Below are 20,774 nucleotides of genomic sequence, written 5' to 3'. Positions count from 1 at the left end.
TTGCGCGGGACCCACGACGACAGGCGTCGGGCATCGAGCCCGGCGCCTGTCGTCGTTCCGGGGGCACTCGTGCGTGACACTTGTTCCGCACGGTTGTGCCGTGCAGAGCCTGTGCACGTTCGTGCAGGAGGCCCCTCTACAACTTGTCGAATCAGCGCGGGCGACAGTACCGTCGAAGCATGAACGACCTCCTGGACCCGCTCCTGCTGTCGCGGTGGCAGTTCGGTCTGACGACGATCTACCACTTCCTCTTCGTCCCGCTGACGATCGGCATGGCCGTCGTCGTCGCGGTGTTCCAGACCGCCTGGGTCCGGACCGGGCGGGCGCACTACCTGCAGCTCACCCGCTTCTTCGGACGCATCTTCCTCATCAACTTCGCGATGGGGGTCGTCACCGGCATCGTGCAGGAGTTCCAGTTCGGCATGAACTGGTCCGACTACTCCCGCTTCGTCGGCGACGTCTTCGGCGCCCCGCTCGCGCTCGAGGGCATCCTGGCGTTCTTCTTCGAAGCCGCGTTCCTCGGCGTCTGGATCTTCGGCTGGGACCGCCTGCCGAAGAAGCTGCACCTGGCGAGCATCTGGTGCGTCAGCGCGGGCACGATCATGTCGGCGTACTTCATCATCGCCGCCAACGCGTTCATGCAGCACCCGGTCGGCTACGCGATCAACGCGGCGAAGGGTCGTGCCGAACTCACCGACATCTGGGCCGTCCTCGGCAACAAGGTCGCCCTGGCGGCCTTCCCGCACACGATCTTCGCGTGCTTCATGGTCGCCGCCGGCGTGATCATCTCGGTCGCCGCCTACCACCTGGCGCGCAACCAGAACCTCGAGACGATGATGCCGGCGCTGAAGTTCGGCCTCTGGACGATGGTCGCCGCGGGTGCGCTGACGGTCCTGACCGGTGACCAGCTCGGGCTCACCATGGTCGACACGCAGCCGATGAAGATGGCCGCCGCCGAGGCGCTCTACAACACCGCGACCGGCAAGGACGCCTCGTTCTCGATCTTCACGCTCGGCACGCCCGACGGCGTGACCGAACTGTTCTCGATCCGCGTGCCCTACCTGCTGTCCTTCCTGTCGACGCACACCTTCACCGGCACGGTCGAGGGCATCAACGACCTGCAGGCGCAGTACACGCAGGTCTACGGCCCGGGGAACTACAAGCCGATCATCTGGGTGACCTACTGGTCCTTCCGCTGGATGATCGCGCTCGGGATGGGCGCCGTGCTGGTCTCGCTCGCCGGGCTCTGGCTGACCCGCAAGGGCCGCTTCCCGCAGCAGCGGTGGATCTGGCGCATCGCGATCTGGGCGGTGCCGCTGCCGATGGCCGCGATGATCGTCGGCTGGGTCTTCACCGAGATGGGCCGCCAGCCGTGGCTCGTGTTCGGCCTGCTCAAGACGGCCGACGGTGTCTCCCCGAACGTGACGGGCCTCGAGGTCCTCATCTCGCTCGTCGTGTTCACCCTCATCTACGGATCCCTCGCGGTGGTCGAGTTCCGACTCATCAAGAAGGTCGCCCAGGAGGGCCCGGCCGCCCCGGCCGAGGTCGACGCGGAGACCGGCGAGGTCAAGCACGAAGTGACGGTCTACTAGAGATGAAAGCTGCCTGAGATGGACCTGCCCGTTCTGTGGTTCGCGATCGTCGGACTCTTCTTCGTCGGGTACTTCGTGCTCGACGGGTTCGACTTCGGCGTCGGCATGTCCCTGCCGTTCCTCGGCAAGGACGACACCGACCGCCGCGTCCTCATCAACACCATCGGCCCCGTCTGGGACCTCAACGAGACCTGGGTGATCGTCGCCGGCGCCTGCCTGTTCGCCGCCTTCCCCGAGTGGTACGCGACGATGTTCTCCGGCTTCTACCTGGCGCTGCTGCTCATCCTCGCCGCGCTGATCCTGCGCGGGGTGTCGTTCGAGTACCGGCACCAGAACAAGCACCTGGCGTGGAAGCGCCGGTTCGACCTGATGATCGTGGTCGGCAGCGCGGTGCCGTCGTTCCTCTGGGGCGTCGCGTTCGGCAACGTCGTCCGCGGGATCCCGATGGACTCCGGACACAACTACACCGGCACGCTGTTCGACCTGCTCAACCCCTTCGCACTGCTCGCCGGTGCCACCACGCTGCTGGTCTTCTTCACCCACGGCGTCGTGTTCGTGGCGTTGAAGACCGAGGGCGAGATGCGCGAGCGGGCGATGCGCCTGGCGAAGCGCGCCGGCGTGGTCACGGTCGTCGTGGCGGCGGTCTTCCTGGTCACGATGGCGCTCGTCCGGTCCACCCCGACGTCGCTCGTGCTCTCCGCCGTCGGTGCCGTGGCCCTGGTCGTCGCGGTCCTCTGTGCCGCACGCGGCCGGGAGGGACGTGCCTTCACCCTGATGGCCGTCACGATCGCGGCGGTCGTCCTGGCGATGTTCACCGCGGTGTTCCCGGACGTCATGCCCGCCACGAACGACCCGGCGAACAGCTTGACCGTCGCCAACGCCTCGTCCGGCACGTACACGCTGACGGTGATGAGCTGGGTCGCGCTGGTCTGCATCCCGCTCGTGCTCGCCTACCAGGCGTGGACGTACTGGGTCTTCCGCAAGCGGGTCTCGCGCGCCACCGTCGCGCAGGCCGCGCACTGACCAGGAGGCACGTGTGAAGCCGCTCGACCCCCGCCTGCTCCGTCTGTCCCGGACGGCACGCGGCTTCGTCGTGGCCGCCGCCGGCACCGGCGCGGTCCGGACGATCGCGACCATCGCGATCGCGTGGGGGATCGCGGCCGCCGTGACCCAGGTCGTCGACGCGGTCCGTGCCGGTGTCGTCCCCGCGACGTTCGCCGGCACGCTCGCGCTGCTCGGCGGGGCGTTCGTCCTCCGGGCGGTCGCGTCCTGGGCGACGGACGACCTCGCCGCCCGCGCGGGTGCTCGCGTGAAGAGCGAGCTCCGCGCCGCCGTGCTCCGGCGCGCGGCCGACCGGGGCCCCGGGTGGCTCGCCGGTCGGTCGAGCGCCGGCTTCGCCACCACGCTCGGCCCGGGGCTCGACGCGCTCGACGCCTACTTCGGCCGCTACCTGCCGCAGCTCGCCCTGACCGCGGTCGCGACCCCGCTGCTGCTCGTCGCGATCGGCTCCGGCGACCTGACGAGCGCCGTCGTGATCGTGTGCGCGATGCCGGTGATCCCGGTGTTCATGGTCCTCATCGGGCTCGCCACCCGCTCGCTGCAGCAGCAGCAGGCGGACGCGCTCGCCCGACTCGGCGGGGCCTTCACCGAGGCTGTCGAGGGACTCGCGACCCTCAAGGTCTTCGGCCGGGCCCGCCGTCAGGTCGGCCGCATCGGGCAGGTCACCGACGAGTACCGCCGGGGCACGATCGGCGTGCTCCGGCTGTCGTTCGTCAGCGGCTTCGCCCTCGAGCTCGCCGCGAGCCTGTCGGTCGCGCTCGTCGCGGTGTCGATCGGCATCCGGTTGGTCGACGGCTCGCTCGGCCTCGGTGCGGCGATGTTCGTGCTGGTCCTCGCCCCGGAGGCGTTCGCCCCGCTCCGGCAGGTCGGCGCCGACTTCCACGCGGCCCAGGACGGGGTGGCGGCGTCGCAGGCCGTCCTCGACGTGCTCGACGACCCGGACGGGTCGGCTCCAGAGGGTCCCACTCCGGTGGGTTCGGCTCCGATCCGGTCGGACTCCGCCGCGCTCGTCCTCGCCGGACTGACCGTGCACCGCCCCGAGACGGTCGTCGGTCCGGTCGACCTCACCGCCCCGGCCGGCACCGTCGTCGCCCTCGCCGGCCCGAGCGGCTCCGGCAAGTCCAGCCTGATCGCCGCGATCCGCGGCGTACTGCCCGCCGACGGCACCGTCACCGTGCCCGGCCGCGCCGACCTGCCGGTCTGTGACCGCACCTCCTGGGTCGACCAGCGTCCGCGCCTGGTGCGCGGCACGGTCGCCGAGAACGTCGCGCTCTCCGCCGAGCCGCACACGGCCGACGTGCGGACCGCGCTCGGTGCGGTGGGGCTGGGAGTCGACCCGGGCCTCCCGGTCGGCAGCGGCGGATCCGGACTGTCCGGCGGCCAGGCCCAGCGTGTCGCCGTCGCCCGCGGCCTGTACCGCGCGACCCGGCAGCAGACGCCGCTGGTGCTCCTCGACGAGCCGACGTCGGCCCTCGACGCCGAGTCCGAGGCGCAGGTCGTCGCCGCCGTCCGCCGCCTGGCGGACGTGGGGGCGGTCGTCGTCGTCGCGAGCCACCGTCCGGCCGTCGTGGCCGCGGCCGACGTCGTCGTCGCGATCGGCGCCTCCGGCTCCGTCACGGTCTCGTCCCGGCGATCCACCCAGGAGGTGTCCGCATGACCGGCACCACCGGCCGGGAGGCCCGCACCCGGTCCGTCCTGCGACTCGCCCTGCCCCGTGGTCGCGGCTGGACCAAGGCCGTCGCGGCCGGCGTGCTCAGCGCGCTCTGCGGCGTCGCCCTGCTCGCGGCGAGCGGCTACCTCATCACCCGGGCTGCCGAGCACCCGCCGATCCTCTACCTGACGCTCGTCATGGTCGGCGTCCGCGCCTTCGCGCTCGGGCGTGCCGTCTTCCGCTACGTCGACCGGCTGGCCGGGCACGACGCCTCGTTCCGGCAGCTCGCCGTCGTCCGCACCGAGATGTACCGACGGCTCGCCTCGGTCGCACCCGCCGGGCTCGGGTCGACCGGGCGTGGCGACCTGATGACCCGGCTCGTCACCGACACCGACCGGCTGCAGGACCTGCCGATCCGGGTCGTCGGACCCCTCGTGTCGGCGGGCGTCACCGCACTGCTCTCCGTCGTCGCCGTCGCGTTCGTCTCCGTGCCGGCCGCCCTCGTGCTGCTGCTGGCCCTCGGCGTGGCGGCCCTGGTCGGGACCGTCGTGACCGCCGCCGTCGCCCGCCGCTCGGACGTCGAGACCGCGGCCGACCGCGGGCGCGTCGCCGACCTGGTCCTCGACACGGTCCGCACGCTCGACGTCTTCGTCGCCTACGGGACGCTGGAGGAACGACTCACCCACATCGCCCGTCTCGACGACCGGGTCACCCGGGCGGTCCGCCGCCGGGGTGCCGTCGAGTCGCTCGTCGGTGCGCTCGTCGGGCTGGTCGGCGGGGCCGCGGTCATCGGTGCGCTGGCCGTCGGCGCCCCGGCCGTCGTCAGCGGCGCCCTGGACGGTCCGCTCTGGGCGCTGGCGGTGTTCGTGCCGCTCGCCCTGTTCGAGGTCGTCGGCGGGGTCCCGCTCGCCGTCCTGACGCTCCGGCGTGTCCGGGCTGCCGCCGACCGGGTCGAACAGGTCGTCCCCGCGGAACCGCCGGCCGGGCTGGTGCCGGAACCCGAGGACGCCGCCGACGCCGACGACCTCGTCGTGCCGGCCGCCGTCGCCGTCCGGGTCCGTGACCTGTCCGTCCGTTGGCCGGGCGCGTCGACCCCGGCGGTCGACGGGGTCTCGTTCGACCTGCAGCCCGGCGAGGTCGTCGTGCTCAGCGGCCCGAGCGGGTCCGGCAAGACGACCCTCGTGGACGCCCTCGTCCGCTTCGTCGACCACACCGGCAGCTACACCCTGGACGGGACGGAGGCGCGGGACCTGCACCCCGACGCCGTCCGCGCCCGCATCGGGCTGATCGAGCAGGACCCGTTCGTCTTCGACCAGTCCGTCCGGCAGAACCTGCTCTTCGCGCGCGAGACCGCGACCGACGTCGAACTGCTCGCCGTGCTCGACCGGGTCGGGCTCGGCGACTGGGTGCGCCGACGCGGGGGACTGGACGCCGGAGTGGGGGAGCGCGGCTCGCTCGTGTCCGGTGGGCAGGCCCACCGACTGGCACTGGCCCGCGCGCTCCTGCACGCGTTCCCGGTCCTGGTGCTCGACGAACCGACCGCCGACATCGACCCCGACCTCGGCGACAGCGTGCTCCGCGACCTCGTGACGACCGCCCGCGCGGCCGGACGGACCCTCCTCGTCGTGTCGCACGTGCCGGTGCCCGCCGACCTCGTCGACCGGACCCTGCGGATGCGGGACGGACGCCTGCTCGACGGGTGAGCCGACGCACGGACGCGGGACGGGCCTCCCGGCTTGTATCGTTGATGACCGTGACCATCGAGCAGCACGTCGAGGACCCGCACACCTACGACTTCCGGCGCATCCAGCAGAAGTGGCAGGCGCGGTGGGAAGAGCTCGGCCTCTTCACCGCCGACCCCGACGACAAGCGCCCGCGCAAGTACATCCTCGAGATGTTCCCGTACCCCTCCGGCGACCTGCACATGGGCCACGCCGAGAACTGGGCGCTCGGGGACTTCGTCGCGCGCTACTGGCGCCAGCAGGGCTTCAACGTGCTGCACCCGATCGGCTGGGACTCGTTCGGCCTGCCCGCCGAGAACGCCGCCATCAAGCGTGGTGTCGACCCGAAGGAGTGGACCTACGCGAACATCGCGCAGCAGAAGGCCTCCTTCAAGCGCTACGCCCCGTCGTTCGACTGGTCGACCGAGATCCACACCTCGGACCCCGAGTACTACAAGTGGAACCAGTGGCTGTTCCTCAAGATGTACGAGAAGGGTCTGGCGTACCGGAAGGACAGCTGGGTCAACTGGGACCCGGTGGACCAGACCGTCCTGGCCAACGAGCAGGTCCTGCCCGACGGCACCTCGGACCGCTCCGGCGCCGTCGTCGTCAAGAAGAAGCTGACGCAGTGGTACTTCGGGATCACTGACTACGCGGACCGGCTGCTCGACGACCTGAACCAGCTCGAGGGCCGGTGGCCGTCGAAGGTCATCGCGATGCAGCGCAACTGGATCGGCCGCTCGGTCGGCGCGGACGTCGACTTCGTCATCGAGGGCCGTGACGAGCCCGTCACCGTGTTCACCACGCGCCCGGACACCATCCACGGCGTGACCTTCCTGGTCGTCGCCCCGGACTCCGACCTGGCCGCCGAACTCGTCGCGGACCCGTCCGTCGACGACGCCACCCGTGCCGCGTTCCAGGACTACCTGGTCGCGACGCAGAAGACCTCGGACATCGACCGGCAGAACGCCGACCGCCCGAAGACGGGTGTGCCGCTCGGCCGCTGGGCGATCCACCCGCTGACCGGGGAACGCCTGCCGCTCTGGGCCGCCGACTACGTGCTGGCCGACTACGGCCACGGCGCCGTGATGGCCGTGCCCGCACATGACCAGCGCGACCTGGACTTCGCCCGGGCCTTCGACCTGCCCGTCAAGGTCGTCGTCGACACCAACGCCGCCGTGACCGGTGCGATCCCCGTCATCCCGGAGGGGGCGACGCTCGACGACTTCGACGTCCCCACGCTCGACCCGGTCGCCACCGGCGAGGCCCTGACGGGTGCCGGTCGGATGATCAACTCCGGGCCGCTCGACGGCATGAGCAAGCAGCACGCCATCACCGCGGCGATCAGCCTGCTCGACGAGCGGGGCACCGGCCGCGCCGCCAAGACCTACCGTCTGCGCGACTGGCTCATCTCGCGTCAGCGCTTCTGGGGCACCCCGATCCCGATCATCCACGGCGAGGACGGCACCGAGTACCCGGTGCCCGAGGACCAGCTGCCCGTCGTGCTGCCCCCCACCGAGGGCCTCGACCTCAAGCCCAAGGGCACCTCGCCCCTGGGCGGTGCGACCGACTGGGTGAACGTGCCGAACCCGGTCGACGGCACGCCCGCCAAGCGCGACGCCGACACGATGGACACGTTCGTCGACTCGTCGTGGTACTTCCTGCGCTTCCTGTCCGCGAACGACGACACGCAGGCCTTCGACCCGGCGCTCGTCAACAAGTGGGCACCCGTCGACCAGTACATCGGCGGCGTCGAGCACGCGATCCTGCACCTGCTGTACGCGCGCTTCGTCACGAAGGTGCTGTTCGACCTCGGCTACCTCGACTTCACCGAGCCGTTCTCGGCGCTGCTCAACCAGGGCATGGTGCTCTCCGGCGGCTCGAAGATGTCGAAGTCGAAGGGCGGCGTCTCCCTCGGTGACGAGCTCGACGCGCACGGCGTCGACGCGATCCGCCTGGTGATGGGCTTCGCCGGACCGCCCGAGGACGACATCAACTGGGAGGACGTCTCGCCAGCGGCCTCCGCCCGGTTCCTGGCGCGGGCCTACCGGATCGCCGTCGACGTCACCTCGACGCCCGACGCCGTCTGGTCCACCGGTGACCGCAGCGTCCGGCAGGCGACCCACCGCTTCCTGGCGGACGCCCCGGGGCTGATGGAGTCGTTCAAGTTCAACGTCGTGATCGCACGGCTCATGGACCTGGTGAACGTCACCCGCAAGGCGATCGACAGCGGCCCCGGTGCCGCCGATCCCGCCGTCCGCGAGGCCGCCGAGACCATCGCCCTCGGCCTCAGCGTCTTCGCGCCCTACACCGGCGAAGAGATGTGGCAGACGCTCGGCTACGACGCCCCGGTCGCGACGTTCGGGTGGCGGAAGGCCGACCCGACGCTGCTCGTGCAGGAGACCCTGACTGCCGTCGTGCAGGTCAACGGCAAGGTGCGCGACTCGTTCGAGGTGTCGAAGTCGATCGAGGCGGACGAGCTCGAGCAGCTCGCGCGGTCGTCGCACGCGGTGCAGCGGTACATCGGCGACCGGGAGATCGTGAAGGTCATCGTCCGGGCGCCGAAGCTGGTCAACATCGCGATCAAGGGGTAGTCGGCTCGGGGGCTGGTTCCTCGGGGGCCGGTCCTTCGGGGCCGGTCCGGCGCGGGTCGGTCCCGCGCGGGTCGGTCCCGCTGGGGCCGGTCCTTCGGGGCCGGTTCCTCCACAACTGGCGGGGTGCGGGCGCTCTCCACAGCTGTGCCTGACCGTGCCCGGTCGACCGGCCGGGCTCCCTAGCGTCTCGGGACATGTCCCGGTTCACGCTGTCTCCCCGCGCTGCCCTCCTGCTGGTGGGGGTAGTCGGCGTGCTCGCGCTCGGGGTCATCGTCTCCGGGTGGTGGGGCGGCGGTCGTGGGGGTGGCACGGACGAGCCCGGGGTGTCGATCGTCACGGGAGCGCCGACCGTCGGGTCCCCGGGTCCGCCCGGGACGGCATCCGCGCCTGCCTCGGCAGCTCCGGCTGCGGCCGGGTCACCGTCCCCCTCGCCTGACGTCGCCGTGCTGTACGTCGTCGGGGCGGTCGAGCATGCCGGGGTCGTCCGCGTCGCCGCCGACGCCCGGGTGACGGACGCCCTGACGGCTGCCGGGGGAGCAGCTGCGGACGCCGACCTGTCTCGCCTCAACCTGGCGCGCCCGGTGGTCGACGGGGAGCGGCTGTACGTGCCGCGGATCGGCGAGGCGGAGGTGCCCGCCGAGTTGCCGGCCGGCGGTGGAGCCGGCGCAGGTGCAGGTGCCGGAGTCGGAGCCGGTTCGGGCGGCTCCGCGTCCGCAGGTGCGGGTGGCGGTGCGGGAGCGGCTGCGCAAGTCGTGGACCTCAACACCGCGGACGCCACCGCGCTCGAGACCCTGCCCGGGATCGGCCCGGCTCTGGCGGAGCGGATCCTCGCCTGGCGCGACGAGCACGGCGGCTTCCGGTCGGTCGAGGACCTGCTCGAGGTCAGCGGCATCGGCGAGGGCCGGTTCGCCGAACTACAGGACCGGGTGACGGTGTGAGCGCCCCGGCCGCGCTCAGGGCCGTTCCGACGCCGACGCCGACGCCGACGCCGACGCCGGCGCCGACGCCGATTGTGTCCGGTGCCGCGCTCGGTGGCACGGTGCGGCCGTCGCTGGCCGACCTCCGGCTCGCCGGGCCGGCGGCGGTGACGTGGATCGTCGTCGCGGTGCTCGTCGGCGAGCCGGACGCGGTCGGGCCGGTAGCGGCCTCCGCGGCCGTGGTCGGACTGGCGTCGCTCGTCGTGCTGCTCCGGCCCGGGCTGTCCGTGCCGGTGCGGGCGGTCGCAGCGCTGGTGCTCACGACGGCCCTGCTGGTCGCGCTGACGGCCGCAGCGGTCGCCGCTGGGCAGGAACACCGACTGCCGTCGATCGTGCGGCAGACGGCCGGTCACAGCGTGGAAGCCCGTGTCCGGCTCGACCGCGACCTCGCGCCCGGCGACCGGTCCGTGGTCGGGACGATCGAGGCGGTGGTGGGGCGTGCCTCCCGGTCGGACGGCCTGCGGGTGCCGGTCCGGCTCGTCCCCGCGCTCGACGAACCGCGGCGAGCCGTGCTGGCGGCCGGGACGGTCGTCTCCGTCCGCGGACAGCTGCAGCGCGACGAACCCGGTTCCACGACCAGCGTCGTGCTCTTCGCTCGCGGAGCCGTCGCGACGCGGGCCGGACCGACCGGGCTCCTCGGCGCCAGCGCCGACGCCCGAGCGGCGTTCGTCGCCGTCACCGCGGACCTGCCGGAGCCGGGCGGGGCGCTCCTCCGCGGGCTCGCGATCGGTGACCGGTTCGGGCTCGACGCCGAGACGGAGCAGGCGATGGAGACCTCGGCGCTGACCCACCTGACGGCGGTCTCCGGGTCGAACTGCGCGGTGCTGGTCGGTCTCGTGGTGCTGCTCGGTCGGCTGACCGGCGCACCGAGGGTCCTCCGTGCGGCAGCGGCCGTCGTCGTGCTGCTCGGGTTCGTCGTGCTCGTCCGGCCGGACCCGTCGATCACGCGCGCGACGGTGATGGCGATCGTGGTGCTCGTCGTGCACCTCAGCGGACGTCCGGTGCGGGGTGTGCCGCTCATCGCCCTGGCGGCCGTCGGCATGCTCGTCGCCGATCCGTGGGTGGCCCGCTCGTTCGCCTTCGCGCTGTCGGTGCTGGCGACCGTCGGCATCGTGGTCCTCGCCGCACCACTCACCGACCTGCTCGCGCGGTGGGTCTGGACGCCCATCGCGGCTGCCGTGGCGATCCCGATCGCGGCGCAGGTGGCCTGCTGGCCGGTCACGATCCCACTCGCCCCCGCCCTGCCGACGTACGCGGTCCCGGCGAACCTGCTCGCCGAGGTGCTGGCCCCGGTCGCCACGATCGTCGGGCTCGCCGCGTGCCTGCTCGCGCCGGTGTGGCCGGTGGGCGCCGGCTTGCTCGCGACCGTCGGGTGGGTGCCGGCCGCCGGCATCGGTCTCATCGCACACGGCGCGGCCGGGTTGCCGGTGGCCTCGGCGCCGTGGCCGTCGGGACCGGGCGGGGTCGTCGCCGCCGGGGTGGTGAGCGCCGCACTCGCGGTCGGGGTGCTGGTCCGGGCACGGCTCCGACGGCTGCTGTCCGGCGTCGCCGCACTCACGGTCATCCTGGGGATCGGGTCGGTCACCGTGCCCGCGGTCCTGGTCCGGGGCAGTGTGCCGACCGGCTGGACCATCGCGATGTGCGACGTCGGGCAGGGTGACGCCACGCTGCTGCGGAGCGCTGGTCGGACGGCCCTCGTGGACACCGGGGACGACGACGCCCGGCTGACGGCCTGTCTGGCCCTCCTCGGTGTGGACCGGATCGACCTGCTCGTCCTGACCCACTTCGACCGCGACCACGTCGGCGCCGTGGCCTCGGTCGCGACGCGGGTCGAGACCGCCCTGGTCGGTCCGGTCGGCAGGCCGGCGGACGACCGCGTCGTCGGTGACCTGCGGAGCGCCGGGGTCGACGTCCGCCAGGCGGCCGACCGGACCACCGGGCTGCTCGGGGACCTCCGCTGGCAGGTGCTGTGGCCGCCGGAGGGCGACGAGCGAGCGGGCAACGCGGCGAGTCTCGTCCTCCGCGTCGATCCCGCACCGGAGCGCCCCTGCCCGGGATGCGTCAGCGCGGTGCTCCTCGGGGACCTCGGTGAGGACGCCCAGCGTCGGCTGTCGCGGAGCGCGCCGCCGGAGGCCCTGGCGCCGGTCGACGTCGTGAAGGTCGCCCACCACGGCTCGGCAGATCAGGACCCCGAGCTGTACCGGGTGCTCGGTGCCCGGGTCGGGCTCATCGGCGTCGGCGCGGACAACGACTACGGGCACCCGACGCCCAGCGCGCTGGAGATGCTGGCCGCCGCGGGGACGATGCCGTACCGCACGGACCGGTCGGGGACGATCGTGGTGCGCGGTGGGAGCGAGTCGGGGGACGTGGGGGACGCCGGGGACGAGGGGGACGCCGGTGGCACCGGGGACGCCGGGGACGCGGCGGGCGGGTCGACCGTCGGAGGCGATGGTCGTGGGGCCGTCGAGGTGTGGACGGAACGTGACGCCGAGGCGTCGGCTGCTGCCCGGAAGAGTCGCGACGCTTGGGAGTCGGCTACCGTTCGGAGAAGCCGCCGGGCGTGGGGCATCGGCGCCTGGAGGACTCGCGACTCCGGGGGAGTCGGCTGCTGCCCCGATGGGTCGCGACGGTGGGCATCGGCTGCCGTTCGGATGGGTCGTGGGGGTGGGGCGTCGGCTGGTGCTCGGAGGGGTCGCGACGCCGGTGCGTCGGCTGCCGCCCGTAGGATCGGTGCGACGCCGGCCGGCACTGCGCCTTCGATGCGCGGGCCCGGCCGTCGTTGTCGCCCAGCACCACCGGAAGGACTCGCATGCCCGCCAAGAAGCCCGCACGCGCCGCAGCGAAGATCGACCAGATCCCGTGGTCGGCGATCCGCCCGGCCCCGGTCGTCCTGGTCACCGGCGCCGAGACGTTCCTGGCGGAGCGGTCGATCGGCATGCTCCGCGACCTGCTCGTCGGCGAGGACCCGGCGCTCGAGGTACACGACCTCGAGGCGGACCAGTACGCCCCCGGACTGCTGTCGACCCTGGCGAGCCCCTCGTTGTTCGGCGAACCCCGACTCGTCCGGGTCACGAACGTCGAGAAGTGCACCGACGCCTTCATCACCGAGACGATCTCCTACCTGCAGAACCCGGCCGACGACGTCACCCTGGTGCTCCGGCACGGCGGGGGAGTCCGGGGCAAGAAGCTCCTCGACACCATCCGCAGCGGGGTCGGCGGCGGCATCGAGGTGCAGTGCGACGAGATCAAGCGCGACACCGACCGGATGGACTTCGTCAACGCGGAGTTCCGCGCTGCTCGACGCAAGATCGCCCCTTCCGCTGTGCGCACCCTCGTGGCCGCCTTCGCCGACGACCTGGCCGAACTCGCCGCAGCGTGCCGGCAGCTCCTCGCCGACGAGGCTGCTGAGATCACCGACCGCACCGTCGACAAGTACTACGGCGGCCGCGTCGAGACGAACGCGTTCAAGGTCGCTGACATCGCCCTGGCCGGACGATCCGCGCCGGCCATCGTCGAGCTCCGGCACGCCCTGGCGACGGGCGAGGCCCCGGTGCCGATCGTCGCCGCGTTCGCGAGCAAGATCCGCACGATGGCGAAGGTCAGTTCCTTCCGCGGGTCGAGCGGCCAGGCGGCCTCGGCGCTCGGCATGGCGCCGTGGCAGGTACAGCGAGCCCAGCGCGACGTCGCCGGCTGGAGCGAAGCGGGCCTCGCGAACGCCATCATGAGCATCGCGACCGCCGACGCCGCGGTGAAGGGCGGATCCCGCGACGCTCACTTCGCGCTCGAGGTGATGGTCCGCACCATCGCCCGACGCGGCGAGGAGCGCTGACCGGCACCGAGCCTCCCGGCCATCGGCGGAGCGGCCCCGCCCGCCCTGCTGCCGGCGCCCGCCGGCACCGCGTGGTGCCGATCGGCTGCGCCCAACCGGATCCCGCTTGAACCGCGGCATCCCGCGGTTCGGGCTGCTTGCTGTTGGGCGCAGCCGAACAGCGCCGGAATCGCCGCGGCACGCGTCCGGGGCGGCGGCGCGAGCCGGGGTGGCCGGAGCGCCTGCCGCTGCCCGCCGACGCCTGCCGGCCCCGCGTGGTGCCGATCGCCCGCGCCCAACCGGATCCCGCTCGATCCGCGGCATCCCGTGGTTCGGGGTGGTTGCTGTTGGGCGCAGCCGAACGGAACCAGCCGCGGCGGCGCCGGACCGCGGCGCCCGCCCCAGCCGCCCCGCCCCCGGGAACGACGAAGGCCCCGCACCATCGGTGCGGGGCCTTCGTCAGCGCCTCAGAACTGAGGCAGCAGGTCGGGACTCAGAGAGCCGAGACCTTCTTCGCGATGGCCGACTTGCGGTTCGCGGCCTGGTTCTTGTGGATGACACCCTTGCTCACGGCCTTGTCGAGCTTCTTCGCCGCGAGCGACAGGGCGGCAACGGCCTTGTCCTTGTCGCCCGTGGCGATCGCCTCGTTGGTGTGGCGGATGTACGTCTTGAGCTCCGACTTGTACGCCTTGTTGCGGTCGGTGGCCTTCTGGTTGGTCTTGATGCGCTTGAGCTGCGACTTGATGTTCGCCATGCGTGTTGCTCCTGGTTTCGTCTCGGACGGGTGGTTGCGATCCCGGGTAGAGGGGCCCTTCGTCGCATCGCGTTCCACCCGTGGGCGACGGAACGCGTAAGCCAGCGACAAACGTTACCAGGCCGACCCGTCCGGACCAAAGCCCGACACGGTCAGCGTGGCGCCGAGTCCGGTGCCGGAACACGAGCGGATACGGTGTCGACATGCCGTCCCTCGCACCCCGCATCGACACCGTCCCGCCGTCGGGCATCCGCCGGGTGTTCGAGCAGGCAGCCCTGCTCGACGACGTGACGATGCTCGTGATCGGTGAACCGGACGTCCCGGTCGCGAAGCACATCGGTGACGCCGCACGTCGCGCCTGGGCCGAGGACCGCACCGACTACGGGCCGAACGGCGGCATCCCGCAGCTGCGGCACGCGATCCAGGACAAGCTCCGCCGCGAGAACCGCGTCGAGGCGGACCTCGAGCAGATCTGGGTCACGGTCGGCGCGACACAGGCGCTGTTCACGGCGATGACGCTCGTGCTCTCGCCCGGCGACGAGGTCCTGGTGCCGGACCCCGGCTACACGACCTTCACGATGAACGCCCACATCATCGGTGCGGACCCGGTGCCGTACCAGCTGTCGCCGGCGCACGGGTTCGAGCCCGACCTCGCGGCCCTGGAGGCGCGGATCACCGACCATACGCGCGCCATCATCGTGAACTCCCCGTCCAACCCCCTCGGCACCGTCTTCGGCGAGCAGACGCTGCGGGACCTGTTGGCACTGGCGAAGCGCCACGACCTGTGGGTGATCAGCGACGAGGTCTACGAGTACTTCACCTACGGCACCCGGCACGTCAGCCTGGCGTCCCTCGACGAGGACGACCGGGTCTTCTCGGCGTTCTCGCTGAGCAAGACGTACGCGATGACCGGGGTGCGGGTCGGCTACCTCGTCACGCCGAAGGGCCTCGGACCGACGATGCGGACCGTGCAGGAGTCGATCATCAGCTGCGTCGCCGAGCCCGACCAGTGGGCGGCCCTCGCGGCGATCGTCGGCGACCACTCGTCGGTGCAGGACGCCCGCGAGCACTACCGCGAGAACCTCGAGATCGCGACCGGGGTCCTGGACGCCGCCGGCATCCGCTACAACGACCCGCAGGGTGCGTTCTACCTGTGGATCGACGTCTCGCACGCCACCCAGGGCGACGTCGCCGAGTGGGCCCTGGCGTTCCTCCAGCGCGAACGGGTGGCGGTCGCGCCGGGCAGTGCGTTCGGCCGGACCGGTGAGGGCTGGATCCGGGTCTGCCTGGCGGCGTCGGCCGAGGACCTGCGTCACGGACTCGGCGCGCTGCCGGTCCCCACCGCCGGAACCCACGCGACGGACGCCCCAGCGACGGACGCCTGACCAGGGTCCGCCCGCCCGGTGCGCGCCGCCGAGGCGTGAGCATGGGACAATCGACGGACCGTCCGACCCACCCCGAGGAACCGTGAGCCCACAAGCATCTGCGCCGCTCGAGCCCGCCTCGACGCCGGCCGCCGCGATCCGCAACTTCTGCATCATCGCGCACATCGACCACGGCAAGTCCACGCTGGCCGACCGCATGCTCTCGATCACCGGCATCGTCGAGGACCGGGCGATGCGCGCGCAGTACCTCGACCGGATGGACATCGAGCGCGAGCGCGGCATCACCATCAAGTCGCAGGCCGTCCGCATGCCGTGGGAGCTCGACGGTGAGACCTTCGCGCTGAACATGATCGACACCCCCGGGCACGTCGACTTCTCGTACGAGGTCTCCCGCTCCCTGGCCGCGTGCGAGGGCGCGATCCTGCTCGTCGACGCCGCGCAGGGCATCGAGGCGCAGACACTCGCGAACCTGTACCTGGCGCTCGAGAACGACCTCGAGATCATCCCGGTCCTCAACAAGATCGACCTGCCGGCAGCCGAGCCGGAGAAGTACGCCGCCGAGCTCGCGCAGCTCATCGGCGGCAAGCCGGAGGACGTCCTCCGCGTCTCCGGCAAGACCGGCGAGGGTGTCGCCGAACTGCTCGACCGCGTCGTCCGCACCGTGCCGGCCCCGGTCGGCACCGTCGACGCCGCACCCCGCGCGATGATCTTCGACTCGGTCTACGACAGCTACCGCGGTGTCGTCACCTACGTGCGCATGATCGACGGCTCGATCAAGCCGCGCGAGAAGGTCCAGATGATGTCGACCAAGTCGACGCACGAGATCCTCGAGATCGGGGTGTCGAGCCCCGAGCCGACCCCGACGAAGGGCCTCTCGGTCGGCGAGGTCGGGTACCTCATCACCGGTGTGAAGGACGTCCGCCAGTCGAAGGTCGGCGACACGGTGACGAGCGCACTGCGTCCGGCGACCCAGGCCCTGCCCGGCTACACGGACCCGAAGCCGATGGTCTTCTCGGGCCTGTACCCGATCGACGGCAGCGACTACCCGGTGCTCCGCGAAGCGCTCGACAAGCTCAAGCTCTCCGACGCCGCGCTCGTCTACGAGCCCGAGACCTCCGTCGCGCTGGGCTTCGGCTTCCGCTGCGGCTTCCTCGGCCTGCTGCACCTCGAGATCATCACCGAACGGCTGTCGCGCGAGTTCGCCCTCGACCTCATCACCACCGCCCCGAGCGTGGTCTACGCGGTCACGACCGAGGACAACGAGGTCACCGAGGTCACGAACCCGTCCGAGTTCCCGACGGGCCGCATCCTCGAGGTCCGCGAGCCGATGGTCCGTGCCGCGATCCTGGCGCCGAAGGACTACGTCGGCGCGATCATGGAGCTCTGCCAGCAGCGCCGCGGCTCCCTGCTCGGCATGGAGTACCTCGGTGAGGACCGGGTCGAGATCCGCTACGAGATGCCCCTCGGCGAGATCGTGTTCGACTTCTTCGACCAGTTGAAGAGCAAGACCCAGGGCTACGCCAGCCTGGACTACGAGCCCACCGGTGACCAGGCAGCCGACCTCGTCAAGGTCGACATCCTGCTGCAGGGCGACCAGGTCGATGCGTTCAGCGCGATCGTGCACCGCGAGAAGGCGTACGCGTACGGCACGCTGATGACCGAGCGGCTGCGCAAGCTCATCCCGCGCCAGCAGTTCGAGGTCCCGATCCAGGCCGCGATCGGCGCCCGCATCATCGCCCGCGAGAGCATCCGCGCGATGCGCAAGGACGTCCTGGCGAAGTGCTACGGCGGTGACATCACCCGCAAGCGCAAGCTCCTCGAGAAGCAGAAGGAGGGCAAGAAGCGCATGAAGACGATCGGCCGGGTCGAGGTCCCGCAGGAGGCCTTCATCGCCGCCCTCTCCGGTGACGTGGAAGAGAAGAAGAAGTGAGCCGCGGACACCAGCACCGCACGGCGCTGACCTACGGTGCCGTCGGGGCGACGCAGGCGTCGGACCTGATGACCTACCCGCCGGAGGGCTTCGTGCCCGCCGAGTCCCGCGCACGCATCGGGCACGGCGACCAGCGGTTCGAGACCGCCGTCATGCAGGCGCTCACCTGGCAGATCCAGGAGCGCAGCGGCATGGGCGTGCACGTCGAGGACACGCCCGAGGACGACGAGGTCCGCTACAACCCGGTGACCTTCGACGAGCAGGGCGTCCCGATCGCGCCGGCTTCGATCGGCACGCCCCGGGTCGAGAAGACCACGCCCGACGGCACCCCGCTCATCACGGCGGGCACCACGGCGACGCTGACGATGCACGCCTTCGGGCAGACGGTGCAGGCACCGGTCCGGGTCGTCGCGATCATCGACGAGCGCGACCGCAAGGGCTTCGCGTACGGCACGCTCGACGGCCACCCGCTCTCGGGCGAGGAGTCATTCGTCGTCGAGCGCACGCCGGACGGCTCGGTCTGGCTGCAGGTCCGCCAGTTCTCGCAGCCAGCCAGTCGCAAGTGGCGCTTCGTCGCGCCGTTGCTGCGCCGCCAGCAGCGGGTGATGGCGGAGAAGTACCTCGCCGCCCTGCGCGGCGACTGACCCGACGGCGTGACCGGTCCCGGTGACCGGTCACGTGCCTCCCGGCCTGGAGGCCCGCCCCGCGCCCGTCAGGCAGCCGCGCGCCCGTCAGGCAGCCGCGCGCCCATCAGGCAGCCCCGGGCCCGTCAGGCAGCCCCGGGCCCGTCAGGCAGCCCCGCGCCCGCCGGCCTGCTCAACCGAGCGGCGCCAGCCCCGCGATCGCCTCCTCGATGAGTCCCGCGTCCTGGACGCAGTCCCGCGCGACGGCCACGGCGCTCGTCGCCCGCAGCGCCGCCACGTCGTACGCGCCGGTCGCGACCGCGACGAACGGGATCCCCACCGCGTCGGCGGCCTCGCCGTCCCGCGGGGTGTCGCCGACGATGACCGCCCGGGACCCGGACAGCGCCGCAGCCGCGACGGCGGTGACGCCGGCCCGCTCGACCTCGGTGTCCCCGAAGTACGAGTGCTCCCAGTCGAAGACGTCCACGTCGAAGCCGGCGCCGAGCAGCTTGACGCGGGCGCGGTAGGCGGAGTTGCCGGTCAGCAGGCCGTTCCGCCACCCGAGGTCGGCGAAGCGCCGGACCAGTGCGAGGGCACCCGGGGCGGGAGTGCGGCGGTCGCCGGACCGGTGCCGTTCCTCGGACAGGTCGCGGAGGTGGCCGCTGACGGTCGGGACCAGGCCGTCGTCGAGCCGGTGGGCGCGGACGTGCTCGACGATGATGCCGGCGTCGGTCCGACCGTGCTGGTGGCCGACGAGCTGCGGGAGGTCGCGGCCGAGCGCCCGTTCGAGCGCCAAGTGGTACAGGTTCCCCGGGGACGCGGCGTTGCGCACGAGGGTGCCGTCGATGTCCCAGAGGACCGTGGTGGTGACCGGCTGGTGCTCCATGCCGTCCATGATGACGGACAATGGTCTCCATGCCGAGTGCTCTCCCGATCGCCGATCCCGCTCCGTCGGACGGACTGGTCGCACCGGCACCCGGAGCCGGCGACGTCCCGTTCGGCGTCTACGTGCACGTGCCCTTCTGCCGGGTGCGCTGCGGCTACTGCGACTTCAACACGTACACGGCGTCCGAGCTGCGCGGGGTCCGGCGTGACGACTACGCCGGCCACGCCCTGCGGGAGATCGCGTTCGCCGACCAGGTGCTCGAGCGCTCCGGCGTCCCGCGCCGCCCCGTGTCGACCGTGTTCTTCGGCGGCGGCACCCCGACGATGCTGCCGGCGTCCGACCTGGCGATGATCCTCCGGGCGATCGACGACACCTGGGGGATCCTGCCCGGGGCCGAGGTCACGACCGAGGCGAACCCCGACTCCGTCGACGCGGACTCGATCGCGACGCTGCAGCGCGCCGGCTTCACGCGGATGAGCTACGGCATGCAGTCCGCGGTGCCGCACGTCCTCGCGACCCTCGACCGCACCCACGACCCCGAGCGGGTGCCGGTCGTGGTGGACCTGGCGAAGCAGCAGGGCCTCGACGTCAGCCTGGACCTCATCTACTCGACGCCGGGCGAGTCGCTCGACGACTGGCGCACCTCGCTCGACGCGGCGATCGCCTGCGCCCCGGACCACGTGTCCGCGTACTCGCTCATCGTCGAGGACGGCACCGCGATGGGCCGTGCCGTGTCCCGCGGTGAACTGCCGGCTCCGGACGACGACCTGGCCGCCGACATGTACGAGCTCGCCGACCAGGTGCTCGGCGACGCCGGGTACGACTGGTACGAGGTCTCGAACTGGTCGCGCGGCCCCGAGCACGCCAGCCGGCACAACCTGTCCTACTGGAAGGGCCACGACTGGTGGGGCATCGGCCCGGGCGCGCACTCCGCCGTCGCCGGCACCCGCTGGTGGAACGTCAAGCACCCGGCCGCCTACGCGGGCAAGGTGCTGCAGGACGTGTCCCCGGCTGCCGGCCGCGAGACCCTGGACGACGAGACGCGCTACGTGGAGCGGGTCCTGCTCGCGGCGCGGGTCCGCGGTGAGCTTCGGATCGACGAGCTCCGCCGGGAGGCCCGTGGTCGCGTCGCCGGCCTCATCGCACGTGGTCTCGTGGACGGCCGGGCGGCGCTCGGCGGGACGCTGGAGCTGACGCTGTCGGGCCGCCTGCTCGCCGATGCCGTGGTGCGGGACCTGCTCGACTGAGCGGACGGGGAGCGCTGCACGTGCTCCCTACTGCACGTGCCTCCTACCGCTTGATGAACTCGATCGAGAGCGGGTAGCGGTAGAACTGCCCCTGGTTCGCCGCGAGGGCGGCCAGGATGCCGAACACGATCGACACGATCCCGGTGGCCGCGATGACCAGGATCCCGATGCCGAGCACCGAGGTCAGGACGCCGGCGAAGTAGGCGATCGCCATCGTGATGTGGAAGTTCAGCGCCGCACGAGTGTGCTCGCGGACGAAGTTCCCGCGGTCGCGCAGGACGAAGTAGGCGATGACCGGCACCAGGACGTTGGAGAAGATCCCGCCGACGTGCGTCAGCGTCGCCCAGAGGCGCTGGTCCTCGGGGCTCATCGGCTGCGGGGGCCGGTAGCCGGACGGGTACTGGTCCCCTGGCTGCTGTCCGCCGCTGTACTGCCCACCGGGGTACTGGCCTCCCGGGTACTGCCCGCCGCCGGGTCCGTGTCCGTCGCTCATGCCCGCAGCGTACCGAGACGCCCGTGGAGAAGTCCCGTCTCGTCGGCGGTCGGG

The 20,774-nt window shown here is 72.1% G+C and carries 14 protein-coding genes and 1 pseudogene; 12 read left to right on the top strand and 3 right to left on the bottom strand.

The features are described from left to right. The first annotated feature begins 179 nt into the window (after positions 1 to 179). From QCD68_RS00150 to holA, 8 genes and pseudogenes are all read left to right on the top strand, one after another. Complete coding sequence (locus QCD68_RS00150) at positions 180 to 1,592, top strand: cytochrome ubiquinol oxidase subunit I (RefSeq protein ID WP_301221584.1); 1,413 nt, start codon at positions 180 to 182, stop codon at positions 1,590 to 1,592. Between the two features lie 18 nt (positions 1,593 to 1,610). Next, entirely contained in the window at positions 1,611 to 2,615 is a 1,005-nt protein-coding gene (cydB, locus tag QCD68_RS00145; RefSeq protein ID WP_301221583.1) for a cytochrome d ubiquinol oxidase subunit II, read from the top strand. A gap of 13 nt (positions 2,616 to 2,628) precedes the next feature. Then, positions 2,629 to 4,308 carry a thiol reductant ABC exporter subunit CydD gene (cydD, locus tag QCD68_RS00140; RefSeq protein ID WP_301221582.1) on the top strand — a complete coding sequence of 560 codons (1,680 nt, stop codon included), beginning with the start codon at positions 2,629 to 2,631 and terminating at the stop codon, positions 4,306 to 4,308. Next, a complete protein-coding gene (gene cydC, locus QCD68_RS00135) occupies positions 4,305 to 6,005 on the top strand; it encodes a thiol reductant ABC exporter subunit CydC (RefSeq protein ID WP_301221581.1) in 1,701 nt (566 codons plus the stop codon). Before cydD ends, cydC begins: the two co-directional genes overlap by 4 nt. Positions 6,006 to 6,049: 44 nt before the next feature. Next, positions 6,050 to 8,617 (top strand): leucine--tRNA ligase, encoded by a 2,568-nt coding sequence (gene leuS / locus QCD68_RS00130; protein ID WP_441005158.1) that lies wholly within the window; start codon positions 6,050 to 6,052, stop codon positions 8,615 to 8,617. A gap of 194 nt (positions 8,618 to 8,811) precedes the next feature. Then, positions 8,812 to 9,555, top strand: a complete 744-nt coding sequence (locus QCD68_RS00125; RefSeq protein WP_301221580.1) for a ComEA family DNA-binding protein — start codon at positions 8,812 to 8,814, stop codon at positions 9,553 to 9,555. Between the two features lie 806 nt (positions 9,556 to 10,361). Then, a pseudogene (locus QCD68_RS17455) lies at positions 10,362 to 11,417 on the top strand (ComEC/Rec2 family competence protein); the annotation flags it as partial. Between the two features lie 986 nt (positions 11,418 to 12,403). Then, complete coding sequence (gene holA, locus QCD68_RS00115) at positions 12,404 to 13,423, top strand: DNA polymerase III subunit delta (protein ID WP_221850006.1); 1,020 nt, start codon at positions 12,404 to 12,406, stop codon at positions 13,421 to 13,423. Between the two features lie 472 nt (positions 13,424 to 13,895). Here the strand turns inward: holA and rpsT are convergent, their stop codons facing one another. Beyond that, positions 13,896 to 14,156 (bottom strand): 30S ribosomal protein S20, encoded by a 261-nt coding sequence (rpsT, locus tag QCD68_RS00110; RefSeq protein ID WP_111076108.1) that lies wholly within the window; start codon positions 14,154 to 14,156, stop codon positions 13,896 to 13,898. Positions 14,157 to 14,359: 203 nt separating this feature from the next. Here rpsT and QCD68_RS00105 point away from each other — a divergent pair, with 203 nt between their 5' ends. From QCD68_RS00105 to QCD68_RS00095, 3 genes are all read left to right on the top strand, one after another. Beyond that, on the top strand, positions 14,360 to 15,541 hold the full coding sequence (locus QCD68_RS00105) for a pyridoxal phosphate-dependent aminotransferase (RefSeq protein ID WP_301221578.1): 1,182 nt from the start codon (positions 14,360 to 14,362) through the stop codon (positions 15,539 to 15,541). Between the two features lie 82 nt (positions 15,542 to 15,623). Then, on the top strand, positions 15,624 to 17,471 hold the full coding sequence (lepA, locus tag QCD68_RS00100) for a translation elongation factor 4 (protein WP_111076106.1): 1,848 nt from the start codon (positions 15,624 to 15,626) through the stop codon (positions 17,469 to 17,471). Next, on the top strand, positions 17,468 to 18,115 hold the full coding sequence (locus QCD68_RS00095) for a DUF1990 family protein (protein WP_258376789.1): 648 nt from the start codon (positions 17,468 to 17,470) through the stop codon (positions 18,113 to 18,115). The genes lepA and QCD68_RS00095 overlap by 4 nt, the downstream gene beginning before the upstream one ends. A gap of 172 nt (positions 18,116 to 18,287) precedes the next feature. Here QCD68_RS00095 and QCD68_RS00090 read toward each other — a convergent pair whose 3' ends face one another. Next, the gene (locus QCD68_RS00090) at positions 18,288 to 18,980 is read right to left on the bottom strand and encodes an HAD family hydrolase (protein WP_181439351.1); all 693 of its coding nucleotides are present in this window, start codon (positions 18,978 to 18,980) and stop codon (positions 18,288 to 18,290) included. Positions 18,981 to 19,009: 29 nt separating this feature from the next. On the opposite strand from QCD68_RS00090, the gene hemW reads away from it, so the two are divergent. Further along, positions 19,010 to 20,227 carry a radical SAM family heme chaperone HemW gene (hemW, locus tag QCD68_RS00085; protein ID WP_290158316.1) on the top strand — a complete coding sequence of 406 codons (1,218 nt, stop codon included), beginning with the start codon at positions 19,010 to 19,012 and terminating at the stop codon, positions 20,225 to 20,227. Between the two features lie 43 nt (positions 20,228 to 20,270). Here the strand turns inward: hemW and QCD68_RS00080 are convergent, their stop codons facing one another. Continuing rightward, positions 20,271 to 20,720: a DUF4870 domain-containing protein gene (locus QCD68_RS00080; protein ID WP_301221577.1), complete on the bottom strand. Its 450-nt coding sequence runs from the start codon at positions 20,718 to 20,720 to the stop codon at positions 20,271 to 20,273. Between the last annotated feature and the right edge of the window lie 54 nt (positions 20,721 to 20,774).

The organism is Curtobacterium sp. PsM8, from assembly GCF_030433875.1.
Taxonomy (GTDB): Bacteria; Actinomycetota; Actinomycetes; order Actinomycetales; family Microbacteriaceae; genus Curtobacterium.
Note: the sequence above shows the minus strand (reverse complement) of the source record. Positions and strands in the feature narration are given on the sequence as shown.

Bases quoted from the DNA above. Each gene is read 5' to 3' on its own strand.
- leuS (WP_441005158.1), top strand. From the start codon at position 6,050: ATGACCGTGACCATCGAGCAGCACGTCGAGGACCCGCACACCTACGAC.
- QCD68_RS00125 (WP_301221580.1), top strand. From the start codon at position 8,812: ATGTCCCGGTTCACGCTGTCTCCCCGCGCTGCCCTCCTGCTGGTGGGG.
- hemW (WP_290158316.1), top strand. From the start codon at position 19,010: ATGCCGAGTGCTCTCCCGATCGCCGATCCCGCTCCGTCGGACGGACTG.
- QCD68_RS00090 (WP_181439351.1), bottom strand. From the start codon at position 18,980: ATGGAGCACCAGCCGGTCACCACCACGGTCCTCTGGGACATCGACGGC.
- cydC (WP_301221581.1), top strand. From the start codon at position 4,305: ATGACCGGCACCACCGGCCGGGAGGCCCGCACCCGGTCCGTCCTGCGA.
- QCD68_RS00080 (WP_301221577.1), bottom strand. From the start codon at position 20,720: ATGAGCGACGGACACGGACCCGGCGGCGGGCAGTACCCGGGAGGCCAG.
- cydB (WP_301221583.1), top strand. From the start codon at position 1,611: ATGGACCTGCCCGTTCTGTGGTTCGCGATCGTCGGACTCTTCTTCGTC.
- rpsT (WP_111076108.1), bottom strand. From the start codon at position 14,156: ATGGCGAACATCAAGTCGCAGCTCAAGCGCATCAAGACCAACCAGAAG.
- QCD68_RS00150 (WP_301221584.1), top strand. From the start codon at position 180: ATGAACGACCTCCTGGACCCGCTCCTGCTGTCGCGGTGGCAGTTCGGT.
- QCD68_RS00105 (WP_301221578.1), top strand. From the start codon at position 14,360: ATGCCGTCCCTCGCACCCCGCATCGACACCGTCCCGCCGTCGGGCATC.
- holA (WP_221850006.1), top strand. From the start codon at position 12,404: ATGCCCGCCAAGAAGCCCGCACGCGCCGCAGCGAAGATCGACCAGATC.